Source organism: Agrobacterium sp. GW821-FHT14E08 (assembly GCF_058803865.1).
Genome location: NZ_JBXAPJ010000003.1, coordinates 261,503 through 273,685, shown reverse-complemented (window position 1 = coordinate 273,685; position 12,183 = coordinate 261,503). Strand labels below are relative to the sequence as shown.

Sequence of the window (12,183 nt, the reverse complement as noted above, 5' to 3'; positions counted from 1 at the left end):
AAAAAATTCGCTTTCCACGAGAGCGATAAAAACCCAACTGTTTCAGGCGGCAGCCGGCTTTTCCAGAAGCGCCTTCAGCGAAGCCTCGGCTTCCACCGAGCGTTCCGAACGTTCGATGAATCCGCCGCCATAAACGCGGGCATCGGCGCCCGGTGCGGAATAGAGCACGCAGGCCTGACCGGGGGCGACGCCGGCCTCGCCGGTCATCAGATCCACATAGATCCCGTTTTCATCGGCATGCAGGATCGCTTCTGTCGGCGGGCGCGTGGACCGCACCTTGGCGAAACAGGCAAAGCCCTGTCCGGCATCCGCTGCAAGCTCGCCATCGCCAAGCCAGTTCATGTCACGCAGATAGACGCGGCGGGTTTCCAGCGCCTCACGCGGTCCGACGATGACCCGGCGGCCCCGCGCATCGAGATGCACGACATAGAGCGGCTCTCCGGTCGCGACACCGATGCCCCGGCGCTGGCCGATGGTATAATGCACGATACCATCGTGGCGGCCGAGCACGCGACCGTCCAGATGAACGATATCACCGGCCAATGCTGCATTCGGCTTCAGCTTGTTGATGATATCTGTATATTTGCCCTGCGGCACAAAACAGATGTCCTGGCTATCGGCCTTCTTGGCGACGACAAGCCCCATATCTTCCGCAAGGGCCCGTGTTTCGGCCTTGGAGAGGCCGCCCAGCGGAAAGCGCAGATAGTCGATCTGCTCCTGCGTCGTGGCAAACAGGAACCAGCTCTGGTCACGGTCGCTATCGATCGGGCGATAGAGCGCACGCCGCCCGGGCTGGCCGGAAACGGGATTGGGGCGCGAACGGATATAATGGCCGGTTGCCAGCGCATCGGCGCCCAGTTCCTGCGCCGTGGCGAGCAGATCGGCAAATTTTACCGTCTGGTTGCAGGCCACACAGGGGATCGGCGTTTCGCCCATGGCATAGGCTTCTGCAAAGGGATTGATGACGGTCTCGCGGAACCGCGCTTCGTAATCCAGCACATAGTGGGGAATGCCGAGCGTTTCGCAGACCCTGCGCGCATCGTCAATATCCTGCCCCGCGCAACAGGAGCCGGCGCGGTGCACGGCCGCACCATGATCATAAAGCTGGAGGGTAATGCCGAGGACATCATAGCCCTCGCGCTTGAGGATACCGGCCACCACTGAAGAATCGACGCCACCGGACATGGCGACAACGATCCGGGTATCTTCCGGCCTCTTGTCAAAATCGAGCGTATTCACGTTTTTTCCCATCGTCAGTCATAACGGGGGTAAAGGCCCCGCCGCCTGTCGGTCATCCGCAACGTGAGCATCCGCCGAAAATCGGACTGTTCTGGCTCACTACCCTGCGGATTTAAGGGCTGCATATAGAAAGGAATGGCCGCGCACGCAAGTACGGGGCGGAAAACCGCCCCGTAAAGCCGTCAGATTCGGGCATTGAGGGTCTGTCAGGCGCCAGCGGTCTTCTGGCCGCTGCTGCCGATCCACTTGTCGCGTTCCCTCCACAGGGCCGGCAAGGCCAGCAAGCCTATGGCCGTGAAGGCGATCAGCGTCTTGCTGACCTGCGACAGTTCCGCCGTGCGGCCATCCAGATAATAGACGCCATAGACGATGGCCACGTGCCAGACATAGACCTGCAGCGAATGGCGGCCGAGCAATTGCAGGAACTTCAGCGAAAGCACCCAGATCACGCCCTCGGCGATGGAGCGCACGAGCGGACGGTGGTGCTTCGGGCCAGCGATCACCAGCCAGGTCAGGCCGACACCCACGGCAAGGAAGTTGATGAGATAGACCGGACCGAAATCGGCACGGATTTCCATGGTGGAAAATTTACCCATCATGAATTCCGGCATCAGACCCCAGGCCGTGGCGATGCGCAGCGGCAGGAAGAACAGGCAGATCAGAAGTGCAGCCTTCGGCAGCCAGGTGTGCTGCGGCGAGAAGATCGCCTTCCACGGAATGCGGTTCTGCGCCGTCATCGCGCCCATCACCAGCGCCGAATAGAACACCAGCTGCCAACCGAGCAGGTTGAAGCTGACACGGATGCCCTGCTCATCCGCACCCTTGACGAGTTCGTTGAGCGGCGTTGTCACGATCTGCTGAAGACCGAGCTGACCGGCCATCCAGACCAGCAGGGAGCCGGCCATCACATAGGCCCACTTGCCGTCGAGGCAGAGCTTCACCAGCACCGGCGCAAACAGCATGTAGACGATGTACTGCGGCAGGATATCCATGAAGGTCGGCTGGAAGAGGAATGTCGCAATCGCCGCCAGACGCAGCGGATCGTCGAAGGTCGTCATGCCAAGCCAGTTATACCAGATATAGGGCGCATGCGGAATGACCATGCGGAAGAACAGCACGGCGATGACCAGACCCATGGCGTAACGATAAAGCTCCATCGCCCGGTTCCAGATCATCTGTTTACCGGCATCATAACCGTACTTCATCATCTTGCGGGCATAGACCATGCCGATCAGCAGACCGGACAGAAACACGAAGCCCTGCGCGTCTTCCACGAAGGCAAACTGACGGTGGTTGATTTCCACCAGCCAAAATCCGCCTGCAAACACCAGATGGTTGATCAGCATGAAAACGAGGAAGTAACCACGCATCCCGTCGATCAGGTCAAAGCGTTTCATCTCGATAGCTCTCCGTTCTCGCGGGCCGTGCATTGCCCGGCCACCCAGCCCGGCTTGCGGGAGGCTGGCCGGGAATTGGATTGTCAACGCTGTTTTGCGCCTGAGGTTCCCTTTCCAAAGCGGTTTAGAACCGGCACGAAAAGTCACATTGACGTGTATGTCCCGTGGTTAAGACGCGGGGACTGAATGCCGGATGAATAAAAAAGGGCAATTCCGTGGAGCAAGCGAGCTATGCGCCAGCACGACACCTCGCTGAAGAGGGCGCAAACCCTTGCATGGCAGGGAGAAACGGACGCCGCCACGCACGGGGGCGATACAGATATCACCCGTGAAATTTATCAGTCATCTTTTTGAAGAGATCCGCTCTTCCGCCGGATCACCTCGGCGCCGGTCGATTCAATGGAAAGCCAAAGACGGAAGTCGATGTCGGGATATCGCGGATCACGACAAACGAAAGCCCGGAGGTACGTAAAGACCTCCGGGCCGTTTCATTCACAAAGGACTATGTCTAGCCTCAGGCGGCGGCCTGAATGGCGGCGACCTGCCAGTTATCGTTGCCGGCGCGGCGTACGAAGGTCCACATTTCCACCGATTCGGACGGATGCTGCTCGTCTCCCTCGATCACCTTGCCGGACGTACGGTCACGCATCACATCGATGGCGGAGTAGCGCATCGCAACCGTTGCATAGTCCTGGCCTTCTTCATGCCAGGCTTCAGCGACATCGCCCTGCAGCAGCGTCACGTCGCGCACGTCGTTTTTCACGCCGCTCGTGGCGTTGTCGCTCAGCTCCTCGGCCAGATAGGACATGGCTTCCGGCGTCGTCAGCTTGCGCAGGGTGCCGTAGTCCTCGGCCGCATAGGCGGACTGAACGTCTTCCAGCATTTTCTGGAAGGTTTCGAGATCTCCCTGGGTGATGCCGATCTCGTCACCTTCGGAAATGGCGTTCTCGTGCACCACCGGCTTCGTCGTTGCGGCAGTGGCAGTGGCCGCGGCCGCGCCGCCCGCAGCACCGGCAAGCGCGCCGATCTTCGGAATCTTGAACGAAGACGCGGAAGGACCTGCCTGTGAGCCGCTATTAAAGGAAGAACCGGAATGATCCGTGCGCTGAGAGCCGCCGGCTGCACCATAAGCGGGCTGACCCTGACGGCGCGATGCGAAGAAACGCATGGCGAGCATGACCAGACCACCGATAAGCAGTACCTGCAGCAGCATGCCGAAGAAACCGGCCATGCCGCCAAAACCGCCGCCCATCAGCATGCCGAACAGACCACCCATCAACAGGCCGCCCATCAGACCACCCATCATGCCGCCAAACAGGCCACGGCTCTGCTGCGGGGCCGCCTGCGCACCGGGACGGGCTGGCTGTGCAGCACTCGGCGCTGCCTGGTTGGTATTGGGGGTCATGCTGCGATTAATCGGCGCGGTCTGGCCCGGCGCAGTGCTGGTCGAGGGCGGTGCGGAATATGTCCGCGTACCGCGGCTGCCGAAACCGCCGCCGGCCCGGCGTGCTTCTGCCATATCAACCGCCACGAAAGACACCGCGATACCAAGCGCGGCGACTGCGAACAAACCCTTGAAGCGCCGAAAGGCAGCAAACATCGTTATCTCCTGTTGGCCGCCCTCCCATGAGCGGCATGTCAGCAGCCGATATAGCAACTCATGATCATCATTTTTAGACCACTCGGCTTAAATTTTTTGTGATATGCAACCGAAACGCGAGACGGACACGCGACGAAGCGAAACCGCCGTTTGGAAAAACGAAAAACCCGGCACAGGGTCTCCCCTGCACCGGGCCTTATTGTCCCCTTGGGAGGAACGATAAGATCAGTCGACGTTGAAAGTCAGCGGCTTGACCTGGCGGATCGCCGGGTTGGCGCGCAGCTTGTCCAGCACGGTTTCGGAAACCGGGCCATCGACATAAAGAAGTGCGATGGCGTCGCCGCCTTCCTTTTCGCGGCCGAGCTGGAAGTTGGCGATGTTGACGCCAGCCTCACCGAGCGTGGTGCCCATGAAACCGATCATGCCGGGAACGTCGGTATTGGTGATGTAGATCATGTGCGATCCGACATCGGCATCCATGTTGATGTTCTTGATCTGGATGAAGCGCGGTTTTCCATCCGAAAACACCGTGCCGGCAACCGAGCGGATCTGGTTTTCCGTCTTGACCGTCAGCTTGATGTAACCGTCGTAAACGCCGGTCTTGTCGCGCTTGACCTCGGAGAGGATAATGCCCTTTTCCTTGATCATGACAGGTGCCGAAACCATGTTCACATCTGCAACCTGGCTGCGGATCAGGCCGGCCAGCAATGCACTGGTCAGTGCCTTCGTGTTCATGTTGGCGGTTGCGCCATCATAAAGGATTTCGATTTCCTTGGTGGCGCTTTCCTGCACCTGGCCAACGAAGGAGCCGAGAACATCCGCCAGACGGATGAAGGGCTTCAGGCGCGGTGCTTCTTCCGCCGTGATCGACGGCATGTTGATGGCGTTGGAAACCGCACCCTTGACGAGGTAATCCGACATCTGCTCGGCAACCTGAAGGGCGACGTTTTCCTGTGCTTCCGTGGTGGATGCACCAAGATGCGGCGTGCAGACGACATTCGGCAGGCCGAAAAGCGGGCTTTCAGTGGCGGGCTCGACTTCGAACACGTCGAAACCGGCACCGGCGACATGGCCGGACTTGATGGCATCGGCAAGGGCCGCTTCATCCACCAGACCGCCACGGGCGCAGTTGACGATACGCACGCCCTTCTTGGTCTTGGCAAGGTTTTCGGCATTGAGAATGCCGCGCGTCTTGTCGGTCATCGGCACATGCAGGGTGATGAAATCGGCCTGCGCCAGCAACTCGTCCAGCTCAACCTTGGTGACGCCCATTTCCTGCGCACGCTCGGGCGACAGGAAGGGGTCATAGGCCAGAACATGCATCTTGAGGCCGAGTGCACGCGAGCAGACAATGGAGCCGATGTTGCCGGCACCTATGACGCCGAGCGTCTTGCCGGTGATTTCGACACCCATGAATTTCGACTTTTCCCACTTGCCGGCCTGCGTGGAGCTGTCAGCGGCCGGAAGCTGGCGCGCAACGGCGAACATCAGCGCAATCGCATGTTCGGCTGTCGTGATGGAGTTGCCGAAAGGCGTGTTCATGACGATGATACCGCGGCGCGATGCAGCCGGAATATCGACATTGTCGACGCCGATGCCGGCGCGGCCGATGACCTTGAGGTTGGTCGCCGCCTCGATCAGCTTTTCGGTTGCCTTGGTGGCGGAACGGATGGCGAGACCATCGTAATTACCGATGATTTCGGCAAGCTTGTCCTTGTCCTTGCCGAGCTTCGGCTGGAAATCGACTTCGACGCCACGATCGCGGAAGATCTGGACGGCGGTTTCCGACAGTTCGTCGGATACGAGTACGCGAGGTGCCATGGTTCACGGGCTCCTTGAAAAACGGTGCAGTTTTGAAAGCGGGGAATGTGCGGCCCTGCATCAGCGCAGGGCCGGTATCAAAATCAGGCGGCAGCCTTGGAAAGTGCTGCCTTCTGCGTCTGGTAGGCCCAGGCGAGCCAGGGCATGACGGCTTCCATATCCGCCGTCTCGATGGTGGCGCCGGCCCAGATGCGCAGACCGGACGGGGCGTCACGGTAAGCGCCGATATCGAGGGCGACATTTTCCTTTTCGAGCAGGGCGACGACGCCCTTGGCGAAATCAGCCTGCGCGGCTGCATCCAGCGCCTGCACCTCGGGATCGACGATCTTCAGGCAGACGGAGGTGTTGGAGCGGGTTTCCGGCTTGACGGCCAGATTGGCGATCCAATTATTCTTTTCGATGAAGTCGTAAATCACCTTGGCATTGGCATCGGCACGGCCGATCAGTGCCTTGAGGCCACCGAGGTTCTTCGCCCACAGCAGCGCGTCAATGTAATCCTCAACGCAGAGCATGGACGGCGTATTGATGGTTTCGCCGGTGAAGATGCCTTCGATCAGCTTGCCGCCGGAAACCATGCGGAAGATTTTCGGCAGCGGCCATGCCGGCGCGTAGCTCAGCAGACGCTCGACGGCGCGGGGCGAAAGGATGATGACGCCATGGCCGCCTTCGCCGCCCAGAACCTTCTGCCAGGAGAAGGTAACTACGTCGAGTTTGGTAAAGTCCATGTCCTGTGCAAAGGCCGCCGAAGTGGCGTCGCAGATGGTCAGGCCCTTGCGGTCAGCCGGGATGAAATCGGCATTGGGGACGCGAACGCCTGAAGTGGTGCCGTTCCAGGTGAAAACCACGTCGCGGTCGAAATCGACTTCGGCAAGGTTCGGCAGGAGGCCGTAATCGGCCTCGAACTTGCGCACGTCCTTCAGCTTCAGCTGCTTGACGACGTCGGTGACCCAGCCAGCGCCGAAGCTTTCCCAGGCGAGCATGTCAACGCCGCGTTCGCCGAGCAGCGACCAGAGCGCCATTTCAACGGCGCCGGTATCAGATGCCGGAACGATACCGATGCGATAATCGGCAGGAACGTTCAGAATTTCACGGGTGAGATCGATGGCCTGCTTCAGCTTGGCTTTGCCAACCTTGGCGCGATGCGAGCGACCGAGCGGCGCATCGGAGAGAGCATCTAGCGACCAACCGGGGCGCTTCGAGCAGGGACCAGAAGAGAAATGCGTATTGCCCGGACGAACGCCCGGCTTCACTATATCTGTCATTTGACTACCCTTTCAGATAGGCGCCTCTCGTTAGGGAGAGGTGTCCTGACGCCGTTGCTATTCCTGTCGCCGGTTTCAGTCAAGCGGAATATGTCGCTACGCAGAAGAATCTTGGTCCATATGCGTCATGGGCGATGCCGCTAAAACAAAAACCGCCCGCACCCGAGGAGGATGCGGACGGCTTGAAGCTATCAGTCTGGCGTGACGTTTATTTATAAACGGCAGGCTGCAGCGGAATATCGGCAGGCGGCATGTATTGCGCGGTATCGCAACCGTTGAAGACATAACGGCCGCCGACGCGCACTTCGTGCGAATAAAGACCCTTGTCACGGCCCGGACCACCATTGTTCTCGTAACCGAACATGTCGCCCTTGTTGATGTGGCGGAAACGGTAGCCAATATCGGCCTTCAGGTTACAGGTAACATCGATGGAGGCACCGGCCATCAGCGCATAAGCAAAGCGCCACTTGCCCTTGCCGCCATGTTCGGTGGTCGGGTCGCAGCCGAGGCCGTTGGTGCTGCACGAGGTGTTGCGCAGCTTGTCCCACTTTACATAGGAACCACCGATACCACCACCGACATAGGGCGTAACGCGGCCATAGGTGCCAAGATCGACATAGGCATTGGCCATCAGTGTATAGGCACGGAGCGAGCTCAGATCAGTCGAGACGCAGGGGCCGGGAACTGAGCCGCAGCCACCGATCGTGGAGCCGCGGAAATCCGACTTGCCCATATAATCGAAGGTCACGTCGCTGCGGAAATAGTTGTTGAACTGATAACCGACACCCGCGCCAATGATATAGCTGTCCTTGATTTTGGCGGTATCAAAATCCTGCAGATAACCGCCCGGCCCACCCTGATAATAATGGGCGCCGCGCAGCTTGTTGAAGGAATAACCAACATCGCCGCGCAGATACCAGCCGCTGGACTGCGTGATCTGAACTTCGGGGGCCTCAACATAGGCCGGCGCAGGTTCGGCTTGATAAAGATCGGCAGCGAAGGCGCTCGTGCCGGTCATCAGAACGGCCAGAATGCCGGCCAAAGCATTTTTCATGACTTCCACTCCAGAAGAGGCACCTGCGTTGCGACAGCAGATGCCAGTGAACTGTTCAGTCACGGAGATTGGCGTAAAATGGTTAAGTCCCGATTAACCACGATCATTCACTATATTTATTAGCGAATACTCAAAGAAAAAGCCGGCTGGACGGCCGGCTTTTCTATTATTGCTATCAGCGTAACTCAGGCAGCGGAACGAGCGCTTGATATAACGCCAACGAGATCATTGACGATCTGCTCCACCTGCGCGCTGTCGTCGCCCTCGGCCATGACGCGGATCAATGGTTCCGTGCCGGAAGGGCGAATGACGAGACGGCCATTATTGGCCAATGCGCTTTCGGCATCCGCAATCGCCTGCTGCACGATAGGGTTTTCAAGCGGCTTGCCACCCGAAATACGCACATTCTTCAAAAGCTGCGGCACAGGCTCAAACTTGCGGCAAACCTCGCTGACAGTGCGGCCGGAGCGTTTGACCTTGGCAAGAACCTGCAATGCCGCAACGAGGCCATCGCCGGTCGTACCGTAATCCGACAGCACGATATGGCCGGACTGCTCGCCGCCGACGTTGAAATTATGGTTGCGCATGTGTTCGACAACATAACGGTCGCCGACCTTGGTGCGGGCAAGAGTGAGGCCCTTGTCACCAAGGAAACGTTCGAGACCGAGGTTTGACATGACGGTGGCGACGATGCCGCCGCCGCGAAGCGTCTTGTCGTCAGCCCAGCTATCGGCAATCACAGCCATCAGCTGGTCACCATCAACGATCTCGCCACGTTCGTCGACGATGATGACGCGGTCCGCATCACCATCGAGCGCGATGCCAATATCGGCCCGCACTTCATGCACCTTCTTCTGCAGGGCTTCCGGATGGGTGGAGCCGCATTCGAGGTTGATATTGATACCATTCGGTTCGTTACCGATGGTGACGACTTCAGCGCCGAGTTCCCAGAGTGCCGCCGGGGCCACCTTGTAAGCGGCGCCGTTGGCGCAGTCGATGGCGATCCGCAAGCCGCTCAGCGTTACATCACGCGGCAGGGTGCGTTTGACGAATTCGATATAGCGGTAGATATCGCCATCCACGCGCTTTGCGCGACCGATCTCGCTCGGCTTGGCAAGCTGCGCGTAAATATCCTTGTCGAGAAGATCCTCGATCTCCAGTTCCAGCTCGTCGGAAAGCTTGTATCCGTCAGGTCCGAAAAGCTTGATGCCATTATCGGAGAAGGGATTGTGCGATGCCGAGATCATTACACCGATATCAGCGCGCAGCGACCGGGTGAGCATGGCGACGGCAGGCGTCGGAATAGGTCCGAGCAGGAAAACATCGAGGCCGGCTGCGGTGAAACCGGCAACCAGTGCGTTTTCCAGCATGTAACCGGAAAGGCGCGTATCCTTGCCGATGACGACACGATGGCGATGATGGCCACGGCGGAAGATCGTGCCGACCGCAATGCCCACACGCATCGCCAGATCCGGCGTCATGGGGAAGACGTTCGATTGTCCGCGGATACCATCGGTTCCGAAATAACGGCGTGCCATTTGAACTCCAAATCTTTTCCAGCATTCCGGCAAAACCTGAAAACAGCCGGAAGCGTTTTTGGCTAGATGCCACAAACCACGATAAACAGCACGTAAATTACCGCAAAAATGGCTTATATCTTGTTACTAAACTGAAAAGGCCACCCGGAAAACCGGGTGGCCTTTTACAATCACTCGCTCGGCGCTGGCGATCAGTGCGGCTGCGGCTCCATGCCGCCTTCGGCCTCACCATCACCCTTGGCTTCGCCATCGCCCTTCACTTCACTCGGACCATCCTTCTTGGTGCCGGCCTTCGGCACTGCCGAACCGCGGCTGCCGGGAGAATCGTCGCCCAGATCGCGGGCGGGCTTCTCGCCCTTCAGCAGGGCCTTGATCTCGTCACCCGTCAGGGTTTCGTATTCAAGAAGGCCCTCGGCAATGGCGACGAATCCATCGTGGTTATCAGTCAGGATACGCCGTGCCTCGGTATAGGCCTCGTCGATCAGGCGGCGGACTTCGGTGTCGATGGTCTGGGCCGTCGCTTCGGAAACATTCTTCGACTGCGAGACGGAATGGCCAAGGAAGACTTCCTGCTGGTTCTCACCGTAAGAAACCTGGCCAAGAGCATCGGAGAAGCCCCATTGCGTGACCATGGCGCGGGCAAGCTTGGTGGCCTGCTCGATATCCGAAGACGCGCCTGACGTGATGTTCTCCTTGCCGAAGGTCAGTTCCTCGGCAACACGGCCACCCATCATGATGACGAGGCGCGACACCATCCACTTGTAGCTCATGGAGTAGCGGTCGCCTTCCGGCAGCTGCATGACCATGCCGAGTGCACGGCCGCGCGGGATGATCGTCGCCTTGTGCAACGGATCCGCCACGGCAACCTTCAGCGCGGTGATGGCATGGCCGGCTTCGTGGTAGGCGGTCAGCTTCTTTTCTGCCTCGGTCATGGCGGACGAGCGGCGTTCCGCACCCATCATGATCTTGTCCTTGGCGTCTTCGAATTCCTGCATGGTGACCACACGCTTGTTGCGGCGGGCGGCCATAAGGGCAGCTTCGTTGACGAGGTTCATCAGGTCCGCACCCGAAAAACCGGGGGTGCCGCGGGCCAGAACCTTGAGATCGACATTCGGCGCCAGCGGCACGTTGCGGATATGCACCTTGAGGATGCGCTCGCGGCCGACGATATCAGGGTTCGGCACGACGACCTGACGGTCGAAACGGCCGGGACGCAGAAGTGCGGGGTCAAGAACATCAGGACGGTTGGTAGCGGCGATAAGGATGATGCCCTCATTCGCTTCGAAACCGTCCATCTCGACCAGCAGCTGGTTCAGCGTCTGTTCGCGCTCATCGTTACCGCCGCCAAGACCGGCGCCACGATGGCGGCCGACGGCGTCGATTTCGTCGATGAAGATGATGCAGGGTGCGTTCTTCTTCGCCTGTTCGAACATGTCACGCACGCGGCTTGCACCGACGCCCACGAACATTTCCACGAAGTCCGAACCGGAAATGGTGAAGAAGGGCACATTGGCTTCACCGGCGACGGAACGCGCCAGAAGCGTCTTACCCGTACCGGGAGGGCCGACCAGAAGCACGCCGCGCGGGATTTTACCGCCGAGACGCTGGAACTTCTGCGGATCACGCAGGAATTCGACGATTTCCTCGAGGTCCTGCTTGGCTTCGTCCACGCCGGCAACATCGTCAAACGTCACTCGGCCATGGGCTTCCGTCAGAAGCTTGGCCTTGGACTTGCCGAAGCCCATTGCGCCACGCGAGCCGCCCTGCATCTGCCGCATGAAGAACAGCCAGACGCCGAGGATGAGGAACATCGGCAAAAGCGTACCGAGATAGCTCAAAAAACCGGAGGATCCGTCGCTTTCAGGACGCGCCACGATGGTCACGTTCTTGCTTTGCAACCGCTCCATCAGGCTGTCGTCGATGACGGGGGAATAGGTCTGAAAGGCCGTGCCGTTTTCGGTATAGGTTCCGAGAACCCGGTTACCGGTGACGGTCACGTCGCGAACTCGCCCGGAATCCACATCGCGAAGAAACTGGGAATACGGAATTTCCCGCGAACCCGTTTGCGTCGGCGACGTCTGGAACATGCTGAACAGCGCGATCAGCAAGATGGCGATCACGGCCCACAAGGCGAAATTTCTGAAATTTGGGTTCATCGAACTCCCCGAACTCACACGGGCATGTTTGCTGCCCGCTCTTACGTGCCCCTAACATAAGGACGACATCTGCCGTTGCCAAGGCGAAGGGCGTTATCTGATGCGTTTTGGTGTAA

General features: G+C 59.2%; 8 protein-coding genes. All 8 read right to left on the bottom strand.

Annotated features, from left to right (window positions below):
* Positions 1-42: 42 nt before the first annotated feature.
* The 8 genes from mnmA to ftsH all read right to left on the bottom strand — a co-directional run bounded on the left by mnmA (position 43) and on the right by ftsH (position 12,067).
* Positions 43-1,239 carry a tRNA 2-thiouridine(34) synthase MnmA gene (gene mnmA / locus AC1ROR_RS13970; protein WP_035222264.1) on the bottom strand — a complete coding sequence of 399 codons (1,197 nt, stop codon included), beginning with the start codon at positions 1,237-1,239 and terminating at the stop codon, positions 43-45.
* Between the two features lie 206 nt (positions 1,240-1,445).
* A complete protein-coding gene (locus tag AC1ROR_RS13965; protein ID WP_035222261.1) occupies positions 1,446-2,636 on the bottom strand; it encodes an OpgC family protein in 1,191 nt (396 codons plus the stop codon).
* Between the two features lie 514 nt (positions 2,637-3,150).
* A complete protein-coding gene (locus AC1ROR_RS13960; protein WP_498589746.1) occupies positions 3,151-4,236 on the bottom strand; it encodes a Tim44 domain-containing protein in 1,086 nt (361 codons plus the stop codon).
* Positions 4,237-4,461: 225 nt separating this feature from the next.
* Complete coding sequence (gene serA / locus AC1ROR_RS13955) at positions 4,462-6,057, bottom strand: phosphoglycerate dehydrogenase (protein WP_035222256.1); 1,596 nt, start codon at positions 6,055-6,057, stop codon at positions 4,462-4,464.
* Between the two features lie 83 nt (positions 6,058-6,140).
* Positions 6,141-7,319, bottom strand: coding sequence for a phosphoserine transaminase (locus AC1ROR_RS13950; RefSeq protein WP_035222253.1), 1,179 nt, complete (start codon positions 7,317-7,319; stop codon positions 6,141-6,143).
* Positions 7,320-7,527: 208 nt separating this feature from the next.
* Positions 7,528-8,373: an outer membrane protein gene (locus tag AC1ROR_RS13945; protein ID WP_035222250.1), complete on the bottom strand. Its 846-nt coding sequence runs from the start codon at positions 8,371-8,373 to the stop codon at positions 7,528-7,530.
* A 185-nt stretch (positions 8,374-8,558) separates the two neighbouring features.
* Positions 8,559-9,911, bottom strand: a complete 1,353-nt coding sequence (gene glmM / locus AC1ROR_RS13940) for a phosphoglucosamine mutase (RefSeq protein WP_003497557.1) — start codon at positions 9,909-9,911, stop codon at positions 8,559-8,561.
* A gap of 191 nt (positions 9,912-10,102) precedes the next feature.
* Entirely contained in the window at positions 10,103-12,067 is a 1,965-nt protein-coding gene (gene ftsH / locus AC1ROR_RS13935; protein ID WP_498589745.1) for an ATP-dependent zinc metalloprotease FtsH, read from the bottom strand.
* Positions 12,068-12,183 lie beyond the last annotated feature (116 nt).

Bases quoted from the DNA above. Each gene is read 5' to 3' on its own strand.
- AC1ROR_RS13965 (WP_035222261.1), bottom strand. From the start codon at position 2,636: ATGAAACGCTTTGACCTGATCGACGGGATGCGTGGTTACTTCCTCGTT.
- AC1ROR_RS13960 (WP_498589746.1), bottom strand. From the start codon at position 4,236: ATGTTTGCTGCCTTTCGGCGCTTCAAGGGTTTGTTCGCAGTCGCCGCG.
- serA (WP_035222256.1), bottom strand. From the start codon at position 6,057: ATGGCACCTCGCGTACTCGTATCCGACGAACTGTCGGAAACCGCCGTC.
- AC1ROR_RS13950 (WP_035222253.1), bottom strand. From the start codon at position 7,319: ATGACAGATATAGTGAAGCCGGGCGTTCGTCCGGGCAATACGCATTTC.
- AC1ROR_RS13945 (WP_035222250.1), bottom strand. From the start codon at position 8,373: ATGAAAAATGCTTTGGCCGGCATTCTGGCCGTTCTGATGACCGGCACG.
- glmM (WP_003497557.1), bottom strand. From the start codon at position 9,911: ATGGCACGCCGTTATTTCGGAACCGATGGTATCCGCGGACAATCGAAC.
- ftsH (WP_498589745.1), bottom strand. From the start codon at position 12,067: ATGAACCCAAATTTCAGAAATTTCGCCTTGTGGGCCGTGATCGCCATC.